General features: G+C 64.2%; 17 protein-coding genes and 1 other RNA gene. 8 read left to right on the forward strand and 10 right to left on the reverse strand.

What is annotated here, in order from left to right:
- Positions 1 to 33: 33 nt before the first annotated feature.
- The 4 genes from hisG to MMG94_RS17695 form a co-directional block, all read right to left on the reverse strand.
- A complete protein-coding gene (gene hisG, locus MMG94_RS17680) occupies positions 34 to 996 on the reverse strand; it encodes an ATP phosphoribosyltransferase (RefSeq protein WP_016920226.1) in 963 nt (320 codons plus the stop codon).
- Positions 993 to 2,141, reverse strand: a complete 1,149-nt coding sequence (locus MMG94_RS17685; RefSeq protein WP_244415358.1) for an ATP phosphoribosyltransferase regulatory subunit — start codon at positions 2,139 to 2,141, stop codon at positions 993 to 995. The genes hisG and MMG94_RS17685 overlap by 4 nt, the downstream gene beginning before the upstream one ends.
- 165 nt (positions 2,142 to 2,306) lie before the next feature.
- Positions 2,307 to 3,281, reverse strand: coding sequence for a hemerythrin domain-containing protein (locus MMG94_RS17690; RefSeq protein ID WP_244415356.1), 975 nt, complete (start codon positions 3,279 to 3,281; stop codon positions 2,307 to 2,309).
- 125 nt (positions 3,282 to 3,406) lie between these two features.
- Positions 3,407 to 4,216 carry a bestrophin-like domain gene (locus MMG94_RS17695; RefSeq protein ID WP_244415354.1) on the reverse strand — a complete coding sequence of 270 codons (810 nt, stop codon included), beginning with the start codon at positions 4,214 to 4,216 and terminating at the stop codon, positions 3,407 to 3,409.
- Positions 4,217 to 4,350: 134 nt separating this feature from the next.
- On the opposite strand from MMG94_RS17695, the gene ffs reads away from it, so the two are divergent.
- From ffs to recR, 5 genes are all read left to right on the forward strand, one after another.
- Positions 4,351 to 4,447: signal recognition particle sRNA small type (gene ffs, locus MMG94_RS17700), an RNA gene on the forward strand.
- A gap of 24 nt (positions 4,448 to 4,471) precedes the next feature.
- The gene (locus MMG94_RS17705) at positions 4,472 to 4,828 is read left to right on the forward strand and encodes a GFA family protein (protein WP_026016293.1); all 357 of its coding nucleotides are present in this window, start codon (positions 4,472 to 4,474) and stop codon (positions 4,826 to 4,828) included.
- Between the two features lie 53 nt (positions 4,829 to 4,881).
- A complete protein-coding gene (locus MMG94_RS17710; RefSeq protein ID WP_016920221.1) occupies positions 4,882 to 6,663 on the forward strand; it encodes a DNA polymerase III subunit gamma/tau in 1,782 nt (593 codons plus the stop codon).
- Between the two features lie 11 nt (positions 6,664 to 6,674).
- Positions 6,675 to 7,001: a YbaB/EbfC family nucleoid-associated protein gene (locus MMG94_RS17715; RefSeq protein ID WP_016920220.1), complete on the forward strand. Its 327-nt coding sequence runs from the start codon at positions 6,675 to 6,677 to the stop codon at positions 6,999 to 7,001.
- Between the two features lie 56 nt (positions 7,002 to 7,057).
- A complete protein-coding gene (recR, locus tag MMG94_RS17720) occupies positions 7,058 to 7,663 on the forward strand; it encodes a recombination mediator RecR (protein WP_016920219.1) in 606 nt (201 codons plus the stop codon).
- Positions 7,664 to 7,825: 162 nt separating this feature from the next.
- Here the strand turns inward: recR and MMG94_RS17725 are convergent, their stop codons facing one another.
- Positions 7,826 to 8,485: a thioredoxin domain-containing protein gene (locus MMG94_RS17725; protein ID WP_040579267.1), complete on the reverse strand. Its 660-nt coding sequence runs from the start codon at positions 8,483 to 8,485 to the stop codon at positions 7,826 to 7,828.
- A gap of 87 nt (positions 8,486 to 8,572) precedes the next feature.
- On the reverse strand, positions 8,573 to 8,791 hold the full coding sequence (locus MMG94_RS17730) for a hypothetical protein (protein ID WP_016920217.1): 219 nt from the start codon (positions 8,789 to 8,791) through the stop codon (positions 8,573 to 8,575).
- A 170-nt stretch (positions 8,792 to 8,961) separates the two neighbouring features.
- Between MMG94_RS17730 and MMG94_RS17735 the strand changes: the two genes are divergently transcribed.
- Positions 8,962 to 9,531 (forward strand): HPP family protein, encoded by a 570-nt coding sequence (locus tag MMG94_RS17735; protein WP_016920216.1) that lies wholly within the window; start codon positions 8,962 to 8,964, stop codon positions 9,529 to 9,531.
- Here MMG94_RS17735 and rpsD read toward each other — a convergent pair.
- From rpsD to MMG94_RS17750, 3 genes are all read right to left on the reverse strand, one after another.
- The gene (rpsD, locus tag MMG94_RS17740; RefSeq protein ID WP_016920215.1) at positions 9,509 to 10,126 is read right to left on the reverse strand and encodes a 30S ribosomal protein S4; all 618 of its coding nucleotides are present in this window, start codon (positions 10,124 to 10,126) and stop codon (positions 9,509 to 9,511) included. The genes MMG94_RS17735 and rpsD overlap by 23 nt on opposite strands.
- 283 nt (positions 10,127 to 10,409) lie before the next feature.
- Positions 10,410 to 10,799 (reverse strand): hypothetical protein, encoded by a 390-nt coding sequence (locus MMG94_RS17745; RefSeq protein ID WP_026016292.1) that lies wholly within the window; start codon positions 10,797 to 10,799, stop codon positions 10,410 to 10,412.
- A 79-nt stretch (positions 10,800 to 10,878) separates the two neighbouring features.
- A complete protein-coding gene (locus tag MMG94_RS17750) occupies positions 10,879 to 11,817 on the reverse strand; it encodes a hypothetical protein (protein ID WP_016920213.1) in 939 nt (312 codons plus the stop codon).
- 205 nt (positions 11,818 to 12,022) lie between these two features.
- Between MMG94_RS17750 and MMG94_RS17755 the strand changes: the two genes are divergently transcribed.
- Together MMG94_RS17755 and MMG94_RS17760 are read left to right on the forward strand one after the other, a co-directional pair.
- Positions 12,023 to 12,784 carry a class I SAM-dependent methyltransferase gene (locus MMG94_RS17755; protein ID WP_016920212.1) on the forward strand — a complete coding sequence of 254 codons (762 nt, stop codon included), beginning with the start codon at positions 12,023 to 12,025 and terminating at the stop codon, positions 12,782 to 12,784.
- Positions 12,785 to 12,820: 36 nt separating this feature from the next.
- The gene (locus MMG94_RS17760) at positions 12,821 to 13,906 is read left to right on the forward strand and encodes a glycosyltransferase family 61 protein (protein ID WP_016920211.1); all 1,086 of its coding nucleotides are present in this window, start codon (positions 12,821 to 12,823) and stop codon (positions 13,904 to 13,906) included.
- Positions 13,907 to 13,918: 12 nt separating this feature from the next.
- On the opposite strand, the gene MMG94_RS17765 is transcribed toward MMG94_RS17760, so the two are convergent.
- Complete coding sequence (locus MMG94_RS17765; protein WP_016920210.1) at positions 13,919 to 15,349, reverse strand: hypothetical protein; 1,431 nt, start codon at positions 15,347 to 15,349, stop codon at positions 13,919 to 13,921.
- Positions 15,350 to 15,352: the final 3 nt, after the last annotated feature.

Raw genomic sequence — 15,352 nt, forward strand, 5'->3', positions numbered from 1 at the left:
AATGCAACGAACGGCAAAGACGTCGCTGTTTCGCTAGTCCAGACGGCCCGCGAGCTTTCCCCACAGCGCATTCCCCGCGTGAAAGACGTAATCGAGCTTTGCGCTCGTCACGTTCCGCGCGCCCTTGCCGATCAGCCAGTCGGCGAGCGCCGCAACCTGTTTTGTCGGGCAGTTGAAGGTCGCCGTCTCGCCATTGCGCTCGCGCGGCGACGCGCCGAATTTCACATGCGCTTCATGCAGGCCTTCTTCGGTCAAAGCGACGGTCGCGCACACTTCGCGCGTCGTGCGGGCGATTTCTTCAGCGGCGATGCGAGAGAGAATCACGCGGGCGGCCTCGCGCGCGGTCTCGCTCCACGGCGCGCCGAGCGACGCCACCAGATTGGCCTGCGAGCGCAGGATCACGCCGTCGTCGAGGACCTTCAGCGCATTGGCGGCGAGCGTCGCGCCGGTTGTGGTGATGTCGACGATGAGATCGGCCGAGCCGGCCGCCGGCGCGCCTTCGGTCGCGCCGGAGCTCTCCACGATGCGATAATCGCCGACGCCGTGCTGCGCGAAGAATCGGCGCGTGGTGTTGATATACTTCGTCGCGACGCGCAGCCCCCGGCCGTGCCTCGCGCGGAAGCCGTCGGCGATGTCGGCGAGGTCCGCCATGACGCGCACGTCGATCCAGGCCTGCGGCGCGGCGACGACGACATTGGCGTGGCCGAAGCCGAGCGGCGCGATCAATTCCACCTTGTTTCCCGGATCGGCGATTTCCTCGCGCACCAGATCCTCGCCGGTGACGCCGAAATGCACATCGCCGCGCGCGAGGCGCCCCGTGATTTCGGAGGCCGAAAGATAGGCGACCTCCACGCTCTCCAACCCCGCAATCGCGCCGCGATAGTCGCGCGCGCCGCGGCCCTGCGTCAGCTCCAACCCGGCGCGGGCGAAGAAGGCGTTGGCGTTTTCCTGCAGGCGGCCCTTGGAGGGCGTCGCCACGATGAGTTTCTTCGTCATGCCGCGTCTCCCGCGCGCGCGGCGCTCTCCAGGCGGTCGATCCAGATGGCGGCGCCAACGGCGGGAATGTCCGACTTCGCCCCGAGCGTCTTCAGCAGGCGGTCATAACGGCCGCCGCCGACCACGGGTTCGCTGGAGGCCGAAGCGCGCGCCTCGAAGACGAAGCCCGAATAATAATCAAGATGCCGGGCGAAGCTCGCGGAAAAGACCATGTCGTCGAGATCGAGCCCGCGCGCGGCGATGAAGCTCGCGCGCGTGTCGAAGGAGTCGAGCGCCGCCGTCAGATCGAGCTTTGCGTCCTCCGCGAGCTTTCGCAAAGCGGCGGAGGCGATGTCGGGCGGTCCTTCTATGGCGAAGAAGGCTTCCGCCAGCGCGCGTTTTTCGACCGAAACGCCGGCGCCTTCGGCGAGCGTCGCCTGATCGAGAAAGCGTTCGGCGATCTCCGCCGCGCTGCGTCCGCCGACCGCCGTGATGCCGGCGATGGAGAGCAGGTCCTCGACGAGGCGGCGGGCGTCCGCCGGATCGACCTTGGTCAGCGCGGCGAGGACGCCGGCCTGTTCCGAACCGTTGCGTTTCGGCGGCGCGAAGATGTCGGCGACGCCCTGGCCGCGCGCATGACCGACTTCCACCCGGCGCCGCCAGACGGGCGGCAGGTCGAGACCGTCGAGAAAAGCGCCAACGAGTCCGGCGTCGCCGATCCGCACGGAAAGGCCGGCCGCTCCGGCCGCCTTGGCCGCGTCCAGCGCGGCGCCGAGGATTTCGGCGTCCGCGGCCTCGCGATCGTCGCGGCCGAAGCTCTCAATGCCCGCCTGCAGAAATTCGCCGTCGCCCGCCTCGCCATGGGGCGGCGCGCGGAAAATGGACCCGCCATAGGCGAAGGAGGCGGCGGCGCCGGCTTCGGGAGAGGCGAGGTAATCCAGGCAGACCGGGATCGTATATTCCGGCCGCAGGCAAAGCTCCGCGCCTGAAGCGTCGGTGGTGAGATAGAGATGGCCGCGAAAATCTTCGCCCGAGCGATCGAGAAAGACGCCCGCCGGCTGCAGGAGCTTGGGCTCGTGGAGCGGGAAGCCCGCTTGTTCGAAATGGGCGAGGAGGACCGTGAGACGGTCCGTGGCCGGGCGATTTGACGGGGCGGCGGCGGTCACGCGCAATTTTCCTTCCTGATTTTGCGCTTTCTTTAGCAACTGGCCCGCGCCCGCGCACCCGCTTTCGGCAGGGAAGGTGAATGGCGCCCGGGGTTTCTGAACGCGGCGAAGAAAAAGCCGCGGCGGCCGCCGCGGCTCAGATGGCGTTTGAACGATAAGGGGGATTCAGCGCCTGTGTTCCCAACCCTTACGCGAGGCCTCCGAGTGGCGCTTGGGGTCGCCATGCCAGCCGCGATGTTCCTCGCCGCCGCCGCGCCTCACGCCCCTGCCTTCGCCGCCGCGGCTCGTGCGCTCGCCTTCGGGGACCTCCGTGCTCTCGCGGGGAGTGCGTCCCGCCTCGCCGCGTCCGGCCATTTGGCCGCCGCGCGCAGACCGGCTCTCGTCATATGGGCGTTGGTCGCGGTCGTACTCGCCAAAGCGGCGTTCCTGCAATTCCCGCTCTTCCCAGCCGCCGCGTTCCTCACGCCCGCCTCGGCCCAGCATGTCGCGGTTTTGCATCCCTCGTCCCTGACCTTGGGCGGCGGCCCGGCCGGGCGGCTCCGCCCAGAGCTCTTCCTCCTGGGCGAGCTGAATATGCAGCGCCTTGGGCTGGGGTAGCAGCAGCTCTTCGGAGAACTCGTCCATTAGCTCCTCGCGCCGCGCCATCATGCGCTGCCCGAGCTTCGCCGTGTCGACGCCGCCTTCCAGCGCCTTGGCGAAGATGCTGCCAGGGTTTTTCTCCTCTTCCTGAATGTGCGCGCGAACGTATTCCCCGAGCACCGTCACCTTGGCGTCGAAAAAGGGATCGTTCTGCGGCGCGCCCATCGCGATTTCGGCGATGAGGATCTTCGCGGTGTCGTGCTCGACCTGCGCTTCGTCGAGCAGTGGATCGTCCACATGTTCGCGGCAAGCGGGATAGAAAATCTCCTCTTCGAGCTCGGCGTGAATCGTTAATTCGAGAGAGATCTGCTGCGCAAGTTTTGACTTCTCCGCCCGTCGCCGCGCGTGCTCATATTTGGAGAAGAGGTCTTCGACGCGGCGATGGTCAGTCTTCAGCATTTCGATGGCGTCGGCCTTTTGCCCGCCGCCGTTCCCCTCCGACTTCTCCTGCGTCGCCTTCGCGGAAATGTCTTCGTCGCCCGGTTCCATCTGCCTCGCCATGGTCTTTCCTCGACGCTCAAGCTAAATCGCCCCTTTCAGGCGCATGCAGCGGGTAACGCGGGGCGCGCTTGGGCTGTTCCACGCGCAAATGCGCGGGTGAAGTTGGCGATCGGTCGCCGGCGCGATTACTCCGCCGGCAGTTTCTCGAGCAATTTCTCCAGCGGCTCCGAACTCACGGCTTTTGGCGGCGCGTAGGGCTCTTCCACCGAGGCGACGAGCGCGATGGCCACGACGGCCGCCGCGCCGAAGATGGCCTGGGCGAGAAGTTGAGGCCGGGCGCGGTCGAGATGCACCGCGGCGAGGCTGATTTGGCTGATGAGAGCGATGAGGATCACCGCCGCCCATTTGCGATCGTCCGGATAGGCGCCCGCGATGCCGAGCCTTTCCTCACGCGCGGATCTGAGCTTCATGACAGTGTCGATCAGGACGCGCTGAAAGGCGGATTCGATCTTCGCGGCGCTCGCGGCGCGCGTCAGCCGGTCGAGCGCCGCCTCGGCTTCGGGCGAGTCTTCGCCGTTCTCCATCGCCTTCCATTCGAGGCCGATCACCGCCTCCACATAGCCGCGAATGGCGGCGGGCAGGTCGCCCGCGGCGGCGCCATGGTTTTCGCTCAGCGCCTGGAGCGTCGTCAATTGCTCCCGCTCCATGGCGATCTCGCGATAGGCGCGGCGGTTCGCGTCCCAGACGTCCTGGGAGAGAAAGGTCATCAACAGGCCGAACAGCGTCGCCGGAACGCCGACGAAGGGCGGCGCGACGCCTTTCCAGTTCTGCATCATCGGCGCGAGGGGAGAGGCGAAGGTCAGCCAGCATAGAAACAGCGCGAAGGCGACGAAGAGCGCGCCGACCGTCAACGCCATGACCTCGGTCGATTGCTCCATCCACAAATGTAGAACGCCGATATGCACGAGCCCGCCGCCTTCCGCCAATTCCAGCACGCAGCCCCCTCCGCGAATCGTTGCGTCGCCGCATAGAACATTCGGAAGACTGGCCGCGCCAGCGCTTTTTGCGCGCCCGCCGCCAGGGGCGGGACCCTCTTGCATCGGCGCCGATCCTCTGCCAAATAAGGCGCGGGAGGTTGGCGTCGGACGTTTCACTCGCCAACCGGGTCAGGTCCGGAAGGAAGCAGCCCTAACGAGCTTGAGCGGGTCTTCGTCCAGCCTCCTGCCGTGGTCTTTCGCGAGGTTCATCTCATGAGCGAGGCGTCCTACCACGGGTCCTGCCAGTGTCAGGCTGTCATCTTCGACGCGACGCTCGATCTCGACCATACCGTCACCTGCAACTGCTCCCGCTGCCAGCGCCTCGGTTCGGTGCTGAGCTTCACGCCGACTGAGAAGTTCCGGCTTGCGCAAGGCGAGGACTCGCTGACGGAATATCTCTTCAACACGAAGAAAATCCGCCACCAGTTCTGCAAGGTCTGCGGCGTCGAACCCTTCGCCTATGGCGCTCTCCCGGATGGAACGCCGATCGTCGCCGTGAATGTGAACTGCCTGGAAAGCGTCGATCCGCGCGCGCTCAAATCCACGCATTACGACGGGCGCAGCCTATAGAAATTCGCCGCATCGCGGTAGAAATGGCGGGCGCGAGCCTTTAGACTCTTCCCATGGACGACGGGCTGTTCAACGATCCTCCCAGCGATGCGCCTGCGGCCGCCTATCGCGTTCTTGCGCGCAAATACCGCCCTTCGAGCTTCGCCGACCTCATCGGCCAGGAGCCGATGGTGCGCACGCTGGAGAACGCCTTCGACCTTGGCCGCATCCATCAGGCCTATCTGCTGACCGGCGTGCGCGGCGTGGGCAAGACGACGACGGCCCGCATTCTCGCCCGCGCCTTCAACTATGAATTGCCGGAAAAGGGGATCGACAAGCCGACGATCCATATGGACGAACTCGGCGCGCATTGTCAGGCGATCATCGACTCGCGCCATGTCGACGTGCTGGAGATGGACGCCGCGTCTCACACCGGCATCGACGACGTTCGCGAGATCATCGACAACGCCCGCTACCGCCCGGTGATGGCGCGCACCAAAGTCTATATCATCGACGAAGTGCACATGCTCTCCAAGGCAGCTTTCAACGGCCTGCTGAAGACGCTGGAAGAGCCGCCCGAACATGTGAAGTTCATCTTCGCGACGACGGAGATCGACAAGGTGCCGGTGACGGTGCGCTCGCGCTGCCAGCGCTTCGATCTGCGCCGCATCGACGCCGGCCTCCTCGCCGAACATCTGCGCAGGATCTGCGAGAAGGAAGGCGTCGAGATCGAGGCGGAGGCGCTGGCCATGATCGCGCGCGCGGCGGAAGGCTCCGTGCGCGACTCGCTGTCGCTTCTTGATCAGGCCATCGCCTATGGCTCGGCGCATAGCGCGGACGGCGCGATCAAGGCCGACGATCTGCGCCTGATGCTCGGCGTCGCGGACAAGTCGCGTGTGATCGATCTTTTCGAGGCGGTGATGGGCGGCGACGTCGCCAAAGCCATCGCATTGCTCGAAGACCAGTATAATGGCGGGGCCGATCCCGCGCAGGTGCTGCTGGAGATGGCGGAGTTCACCCATCTTGCGACGCGCCTGAAGCTTGCGCCGGAAACCGCGCAATCGGCGGCCCTGACGCCGGAGGAGCAAAGGCGCGGCGGCGAGGCCGCCGGGAAGCTTTCCGTTCCCGCGCTCACCCGCGCCTGGCAGATCCTGATGAAAGGCGTCGACGAGCTGCGCGGCTCTCAGCGCCCGTTGCAGGCGGCCGACATGGTGCTGGTGCGATTGGCTTACGCCGCCGACATGCCGACGCCGGGAGACGCGCTCAGGCAATTGGGTTATGGCGCGCCGGGGGGGGGATCGTCCTCGCAGGCGCCCGCAAGCGCGCCGCGCGGCGCGCCGGTCGCCATCGCCGCGTCGTCGCCGGCGATGCGCGCCCCCGCGGCGCGGCCCGCAGTCGCGACGCCGGCGCCGGCGGCTCCCGGCGTCGCCGTCGCCAGCTTCGAGGCGCTTGTCGCGCTCGCCGAGGAGAAGCGCGAAATCCGCCTCAAGATCGCGCTCGAATCCGACGTGCGGCTCGTGCGCTTCGAACAGGGACGCATCGAGTTCGAGCTCGCGCCGGGCGGCTCCCGCGAACTCGCGTCGATGTTGATGCAGAAGCTGCAGCTCTGGACGAATGAGCGCTGGATGGTGTCGATCGTCGCCTCGGGCGGCGCGCCGACGCTGAAGGAAAAGCGCGAGGAGAAGGCGCGCGAAGAGCGGTCCGGGCTTGAGGCCGATCCGGTTGTCGCCAGCGTTCTCGCGCATTTTCCAGGCGCGCAGATCGTCGCCGTCCGAGCCAAGGAAAATGTTCGGACAGACGCGGAAGACGCGCCGGACGTGCAATATGACGATATGTCGCCGCCCGAGGAAGATTAGGAGAAGCGCCGATGATGGATTTCATGGGGCTGATGAAGCAGGCCCAGCAAATGCAAGCCAAAATGGCCGAAGCGCAGCTCGAACTCGAAAACACCGAGGTCGAGGGCGAGGCGGGCGGCGGTCTCGTGAAGGTGACGCTTTCCGCCAAGGGCGCGATGAAGTCGATCTCGATCGATCCGAGCCTCGTGAAGCCGGACGAAAAGGAAATACTCGAGGATCTTATCCTCACCGCGCATATGCAGGCGCGCGCCAAGGCTGACGAGGTCATGGCCGAGAAGATGAAGGCGATGACCGGCGGGCTGCAATTGCCGCCGGGCTTCAAGCTGCCGTTCGGTTGATCCCCCCTCTCTCCGTAAACGGGGAGAGGGGGTGGCGCCGGGCGTAAAGAGAGAGCATGGCCGAACGCGTCGCAGGTCCCGAAATCGAACGCCTCGTGCAATTGCTCGCGCGATTGCCGGGTCTTGGGCCGCGCTCGGCGCGTCGCGCCGTGCTGCATCTCATCCGCAAGCGCGAGGAACTGCTCTCGCCGCTCGCCGACGCGATCAATGTCGCGCGGGAGCGCATCGTCGCCTGCTCGGTCTGCGGCAATGTCGATACGAGCGACCCCTGCACGATCTGCCGCGACGCGCGGCGCGATCCGTCCATTCTCGTCGTCGTCGAAACGGTCGCGGATCTCTGGGCGCTGGAGCGGGCCGGCCTGCTCAATGCGCGCTACCATGTGCTCGGCGGCGTTCTCTCGCCGCTCGACGGCGTCGGGCCCGACGATCTCACGATCGCGAGTCTGATCGAGCGCGCGCGAGGAGAAGAAATTCGAGAGATCGTGCTTGCGGTCAATGCGACGGTCGATGGGCAGACGACCGCGCATTACGTAGCGGACCTGCTGGCCCCGACCGGCGTGAAAGTGACGCGGCTCGCTCATGGCGTGCCCGTCGGCGGCGAACTCGATTATCTCGACGAAGGCACGCTCGCCGCGGCGCTGGAGCGACGGACGGTTTTCTAGCGGCTCGCTTCAATCAAAATTGCCATTTTTGGACCCCCACCCCGACCCTCCCCCTTTCAGGTGGAGGGAGCAAAATTGCGCCACTTTCCCTGAAAGGGGGACGGTTAGGGAAGGGTTTTCACTTTAATCGAAGCAAGTCGCCAAGTTTCCGTCATCCTCTTTTTACTTCGCCGTCGTATGCGCCGCGATGATCTTGCCGAGATCGTCGACGGTGATCTCGCCTGTGTATCTGTCGCCATTGACGAAGAAGGTCGGCGTCGAGTTCACGCCGAATTTTTCGTTCGCGCGCGTGCGGACCGCAGCGATCTTCTCATAGAGCGCCTTGTCTTTCAGCACCGCGTCGAATTTGTCCTGGCCGATGCCGGTCTGCTTCAACACATTGGCGAGGCCGTCGAGCGGATTATCGACAAAGGCCCAGTTTTTCTGCTGAGCGAAAAGAAGGTCCACGGCGGCGTCGCGCTTGTCGCCCAGTTCGCGGGCGACCATGAAGGCGGCGAAGGCGAGCGGATCGAGCGGGAATTCCCGCAGAATGAATTTCGCCTTGCCGGTATTGATGAAATCCTTCTTCAGCGCCGGATAGACCTCCTTGTGGAAGGCCGCGCAATGGCTGCACGTCATCGAGGCGTATTCGACGATCGTCACCGGCGCCTTCGCGTCGCCCTCGACGATGTCGGGCAAGGCGTTCGGCGCCATCAGCTCTTCCACGGGGATCTTGCCCGCCGGAGCTTTGTCGGCGAGAGCGGGGCTCGCGGCGAAAGCGAGCGCGCCGGCGGCGAAGGCGAGGAAGCGTCGGCGGGAAAGCGCGAAAATCGGGAAGGACATGGAGCGGCCCATTTTTAGAATAAACGGCGGAGCGAACATAGTCGCTCCGCCGACGGTGGCAAACGCTATTTGGCGCCGGCGCGGGCGCTATCTCTTCTTCGTGGGAACGCCATGGGTCGGCCGGACGAAATAATAGATCAGGGCGATCCCCGCGAAGACGGCGCCGGCCCAGAAGACCACGTCGCCGATCTGGAGGTCCTGCATGCTGAAGCTCGCCACACTGACGAGCAGGCCGCCAATGGCGAACCATAGCGGCGTCTGGCCACGTTCCTGAGGCTGCGGCTTTTTGTTCGTGAATTGAGACATTTCTCCCTCCTCGTTCGTTTTTTCCGATCATATCGCGCCTGCCCGGCGCGACGAAAGGAGGGATGTCGCTGGACCATTCGTCCGGCTCGCTTCGCGGCGCCGGTGGCGCTTAGTCTGAGGTCGTTGGCCCTTTAGACTCGGACTCTCGCCGCGAAGGAGACGATTCGACAATGTCCCGACGGATCGCCCGCGCCGCCGCGCCGGCGCTGCTTTCCGCGCTGGTCATGGGCCTTGTCGGCCTGCTGGCCGTTCTCGTCAGGCAGCCCTGGCTCTTTCCGAGCCTGGGGCCGACGATTTTCCTGTTGGCGACGAGCCCCGCCGACCCTGCCGCGCGGCCGTGGAACGTCTTCCTGGGCCATGCGATCGGCGTCGCTGCCGGCTTTGGGGCGCTGTTCCTGTTCGGGGCGCAGGAAACGCCGTCCGTCTTCGCCGCCGACGCGGTTTCGATGAGCCGCGCCGCCGCGACCGCGCTCGCCGTCGGCGCCACCATGCTGCTGCAAACGCTGTCCGACGCGAAGCATCCCCCCGCCGCCGCGACGACGATGCTGATCACCCTTGGCGGGATGCCGGCGTCGTGGCTCACGGCGGCTGCGGTTGCTGTCGGCGTCGCGCTGGTGATGGCGCTGGGTTACGCGCTTCCCTGCGCCGCGAGACATTTACGCAAAAAAAGCGGGCTCCCGAAGGAGCCCGCCAATCTCAAAGCGATCCGCGCGCTGATCAGCGCGAATAGAATTCGATGACGAGGTTCGGCTCCATCTGAACCGGGTAGGGCACTTCCGTCGCATGCGGGACGCGGGAAAGCCTGGCGATCATCTTGGCGTGGTCGACATCGTAATATTCCGGCACGTCGCGCTCGGCGAGCGCCACGGATTCCAGAACCGTAACGGCCTGCTTGGAGGCTTCCTTCACCTCGATCACGTCGCCGACCTTCACGAGATAGGACGGGATGTTGACGCGCTTGCCGTTGATGCGGATGTGGCCGTGATTGACGAATTGGCGCGCGGCGAAGACCGTCGGCACGAATTTGGCGCGATAGACGACCGCATCGAGGCGGCGCTCCAGCAGGCCGATCAGATTGTCGCCCGAGTCGCCCTTCATGCGGATGGCTTCGGCGTAATATTTACGGAACTGCTTCTCGGAGATGTTGCCGTAATAGCCCTTCAGCTTCTGCTTGGCCTTGAGCTGCGTGCCGTAGTCGGAGAGCTTGCCCTTGCGGCGCTGGCCGTGCTGACCGGGGCCATATTCGCGGCGGTTCACGGGGCTCTTCGGGCGGCCCCAGATATTCTGGCCCAGGCGGCGGTCGAGCTTGTATTTGGCTTCTGCGCGCTTCGTCACTTTATTTTCGTCCTCTCATAATCGCGTTTTGCGCGCGAGAGGCGAAAAGACGAAAAAGCGCCCGGAGCCGCTTAGCTCGGGGCGTCGTCCAAATCCGCGTCGCTCGCACGCGCCCGGGGCCGCCGGGCTGTGGGAACGCGCCCTCCTCTGCCGGAAACCCGGCCGACAGGCGCCTTCAGAAGACGCCACGGGTGCTCGCCCGGCGCAAGCGATGATGCGACGGGCTGACGGGGAGCTAAATGATCAAGCTCCCCAAGTCAAGAAGCTCGGAGCTCCGTCAGCCTTACGGCCAGTCGAGCTCCAGCCCTTCATTATAGGGGACGATCATGTCCGTATTGTAGGGCGGCCGCGAAGGCAGCGTCTCCTGCATGTACCAGCTGCGCTGATTCGAGGCGACCGGGTCCTGATTGTAGTAGGTCTGCTGCAGCATATAGCGGTTGGTGCTGCCGACCGGCACTTTCGTGCCCGGATCGAGCCAGCTGCGGCGTTCGACGCCAGCGGAAGCCGGGCCGCCCAGAGACAGCGAGCGAGAGAAGGACGCGTCGCGGTTATGAGAGATCGAACTGCTGGCGGACGACGACTGGCGGCTGTGCGACTTGGCGAGAACGTCTCCGCCCGCGGTCGTCGCGATCAGGCAGGCGAGGCCCACCGACATTCTGAAACCCTTACGCATCTGCATCCTCTCAGGCTCGACGCTTCGTTCGCATCATATAGGATCGTTCGCCAAAAGCGAGACGACGCTTGTCCTGCGCTCAGTTTTTCGCGGCCTCAGGGTGAACGGAGGCCGAACGCGCGACGGCGCGGCCCTTTTTGCCCGGAGCGGCCGCTGACTTGGCGCGTGCGGCCCTTTGCGGCGGGATCGCGGCGGTGAGATCGTCGCGCGAGACGTTCGCGCAGCCCTTGCCGCGCGCAAGTTCGGCATTGAGGAAAAAGTCGTTCAGGGCCTTGTTGTCGCCGCCCGCCGAATAGCTCAGCTTGTCGAGCAGGCAGGAGAAGGCGACGCGGTCGATCGGCTTGGCCGCCGCGCCGCAGGCGATGCCCGCGATCTCGAGCGGGACTTTCGCTTCGACCATACGCGCCGCGAGGCAGGCGCGTTCGCTGGCCTCGACGCCTTCGCCGCTCGCCTGCGCGAGGCGGATGTCCGCGGCCTCGAAAGCGCCGAAACGGGTGGTCAGCGTCGCGCGTTGCCCGATCTTCGCAACGTTCAGGCCGGCGGCCTGGGCGTGATTCTTCATGTCCAGGAAGAAATCGGCGTTCGTGGTTTTGGGGTCGAGCTCGGGATGGACGTCGACGCGCAGGAAAGGCGCGCCCATGGTGAATTGTCCGACCGTCAGGCTGTCGACGCGCGGCGCGCCGTTCCTCGTTTCGCCGACGGCGACGATCTTCTTTTCATGTTCGAATTCAGGCGCGTCGACATCCAGCGACGCAACCGCCGGCTTGCCGCCGAGCGCCGACTCCAGCTCCGTGGTCGCCTTCGCAGAGATTTTCGCCGGCGCTTCCAGGCTGGCGGCTGGACCGTTATCGGCGACGAGCGGCGTCTGGGCGGGATGGCGAAGGAGAAGGGCGGCGGCTGCGAGAATGACCGAGGCGCCCAGACCCATCCCCGTGGCGGCCTTCACGCCGGCCGGCCGCGCGCGAAGCGGGCCATAGGATGACTGTTGGTAATTCTGGTTGAAAGAGGTCGCACTCATCACGCAACTCCGGCGGTTCTCGGCAAGCAAACGTCTGCGTTGCGGAGACTCTCGCTGGGCCACATGGAATTAGGGTTAACAATGCGCCTACAAGTTTGGTCATGGTGAATGGGAGGTTAAAGCCGCGCCGAGAAGCAAGATTGACACAGGGGCGTCGTCTGCTAGGGTCCTGAAATATAAGCCATAATTTGGAGCATCTCCGACAATGTTGACGGCTGAGTTGATCAAGTCGACTGAAAGACCGGCGCATAGGGGCGCGGTTTATTTCGAAGTGCTCGCGAACTTCCACAAATTCCTCAATCCAAAGAACTACCTTGAGATCGGGACCCGTACGGGGGATTCTTTGCGCCCGGTGACATGCCCGTCTATCGCGATCGATCCTGAATTCCGCATCAGCGCCGATATCATCGGCCGGAAGTCCGTTCTCCATATCTTCCAGAAGACGAGCGACGACTTTTTCCGCGAACATGACCCGATCGGGCTGTTCGGCGCGCCTCTCGACCTCGCATTCCTCGACGGGCTGCACTGGTACGAGTTCCTGCTGCGGGACTTCATCAATACCGAAAAAGCCTGCCGCAGGAATTCGGTCGTGATCCTTCACGACTGCATTCCGACAAATCTCTATTACGCGCGCCGGCTGATGGAGGACATGAGCCATCTGATGGACGAAATGCCGAATCCCTATTGGTGGGCCGGCGACGTCTGGAAGACCGTCTCGATCCTGAAAAAGGCGCGTCCGGATCTCCGCATACACGCCTTCGACGCGCCTCCGACCGGGTTGATCTGCATTACGAATCTCGATCCGGATTCGACCGTTCTCGAAGAGAACTATTATCAGCTCGTGCATGAGTTCGCCGACGAGGAGGAGGATTCGAAAAATTTCGACCTGTTCCAGAAATCTCTCGAAATCCTGCCGACGTTCGACATCTCGACGCCGGATCGGATGGCGCGTTTCTTTTGGCTATGAGCGCGTCGCCGATGCTTCCGAGCGTGAGGCCCTGATATGGCCCCGATCTTCAAATCTTTCTCCGATCTGGGACTGACAGAGGTCGACAGCCTCGAAGCCGTCGCGAGAACGCCGAATTCAATTTTGCGCGAGGCGCCGGAACAGACCATTTCGGGCGAGTTGACGGTATTTGAAATTGACGCCGACGGCTTCATCGAGAAAATCGTGGGGGTTGGATATGTGCCGCCGAGGCGTTTCTATGCGAATGTCAGCGATATTTTCTATCACCCCTTCTGCAATATCGTCACTCGCGACGATGAGATCGTGTTCGAAGACACCATTGCGGAAATGGGAAGAAGTTTTGAGGCGTGGCCGCTGAATCACCTCCAGCTCGCGCGCGTGGGGAACCCTCAATCGCGCGAGACGCTTCCGAAATATTGGGAGCCGATGATTCTGGGCGGGCATTCGTCGTTCGGCATTTTCGGGCATTTTCTACTGGATATGCTCCCTCTCCTCGTTCGTTACCGGCCGATGCTGAATTCGGGCGAATTGAAGATCGGCTTTTTCCAGGTCAAGGATTGGATTCGCGATTTCTTCGCGGTGATCGACGTTGACTTCGATTGCGTACAGACGCTGGCCGCGCAACCGACCTGGTTTGCGCATGCCGTCGTCTCGCATCATCACAGCGCCAAGACGACGCAATATCCCTGCGCGAATGCCGAGATCGCCTATGCTTTCCTGCGGGACCGCGTCGAGGACGTGAACCTTTTCCGCCGCGTCTTCTTCCTCCGCGGCGACGCCGTCAAACGCTTGAAGAACGAGGCCGAAGTCGCCGCGCTTTTCGCCAGCCGCGGCTTTGTCGTGCTCGATCCGCAAAAATTCTCCGTCGAGAAGCAGGCGGAAATCATGAAGCACGCGGAAGTTTTCGCCTCAGTGTTCGGGTCGGGGTTCAGCCTGTCTCCGCTGATGAAACCCGGCGTCGGAAAGGTGATCGAACTCGCGCCGAGCACGATCATCGACTATTGGTTGCGCCGGCTTCTTTCGCGTTTCGACCTCGAGCATTACAGCATCGTCTATGACGGAGAAGCGCAGACGATCGACGTCGGCGTGCTGGCCAAAATTCTCGATCGCATTCTGTCCTAGCGCCGCGGCGTTCTATTCGCCGCCGCAGAAATAATTGAAGCCGGCCTGATCGACCGGAGCGGCGAAGGTCGCGCGAAAATGATCCTTGTCGCTTACGCTGATAAGATAGCCGCTTCTGGCGGCTGTCGGGTTTGTGGGCGTCAGGACGCAGAAGGCGGCGGCGGGGAAGGGGGACGCGAAAACGATCGTGCAGCCCATCGCACGCGCGCCGGTGCTGATATGGCCTGCTGTCGGCGTCGAGTGGGTCGCGGGGGGCGCGGGCGCGTCGCCGCAATCGCGCACGGTCGGCGTTTCCCCCCGGGTGAGAAAGCGCCGCGCATAGGCGTCGCCGGCTTTGGTGACGCCCGCCAGGTCGGCCTCGGTCCGGGGATCGACCCAAGACATGCCCTTTTCATGAAGGCGCAGGCCAAGTGCGCTTTCGCCCGCCGCGCTGTCATTGCGGATGAAGGCCCCGCGCGCGCCATAGGTGTCGTTCGTCCAGCGGATTTCGTGGTGTGGCGCGAGTTCGATGGCGACGGCCCCGGGATTGGAGAAGACCGCCGGGGCGGCGGCGACGTCCGACGTTGCGGCGCGGGAGAGTTCGATGCGATTTCCTGTCGTAAACACGGCCGTGACGATCGCGCCGGAAGGAATGTCGCGTGACGAGACGGTTTGACCCGCGACGACCCCCAAAGTTCGGGGCTCGGCGGGAAGAGTCACAACCTTTGCGCCGGCTGTTGTCGCGATTGTCGTCGTAACGTTTCTGGCGCCATTGGACCCTGCGAGCGAGGCGCTGCCGAAAATAAGGCCGCGCAGCGCCTGTCCGCCGAAATTAGGCGCCGCGATCAAGGCGGAGGAGGGCCAGAAGTCGCGCTTGGGGTTCGAGCCGCCGCCGGGATCGAGCTGAAGATGCGCCTGCCATCCGGAATTGTTCACCTGAAACGGATTGATCGTCGGCGGGTAGCCTGCGTAGTTTGGCATCGCGATTTCATGTCCGACCGCGTTCGCCCCCGCCGCCGTCCGCGCGACCTCGGAGTAAAGACATTCGGCGTAGGCGTATTGCCCGCTGCCCGGCACGTCGGAAATCTGAAAGCAGCCATAGCCCGATGAAACGTGATAGCGGCCGTCTCCGGCGGCATAGGCGCTCGCCTTGCCCATGGCGACCACGCCATATCCGCCCTTTGTCTGGCCGATGAGGACTTGCGCGTCGCGCGGCAGATAATTGATTTCAAAATCCCGATATGGCGCGGGTAGGTCACGGTTGAGGAGATTCGCCGTGTCGGGAAGATCCGCCGCCCATCCGAGCCGAAGCTGATTGCGCGCCGCGAAATCCCGGACGATCGGCGGGACGTCTCCATTCGGCGGGCCGCCGGGGGCCGGCGCGATTTGGGCGTCGAAGGCCGATGCGCCATGCGTCGGCAAAGCGCAGGCGAAGAGCGCCGCCGCGATCCGCCTCCATGTCATTTT

It is taken from the genome of Methylocystis parvus OBBP (genome assembly GCF_027571405.1).
GTDB classification, from domain to species: Bacteria; Pseudomonadota; Alphaproteobacteria; order Rhizobiales; family Beijerinckiaceae; genus Methylocystis; species Methylocystis parva.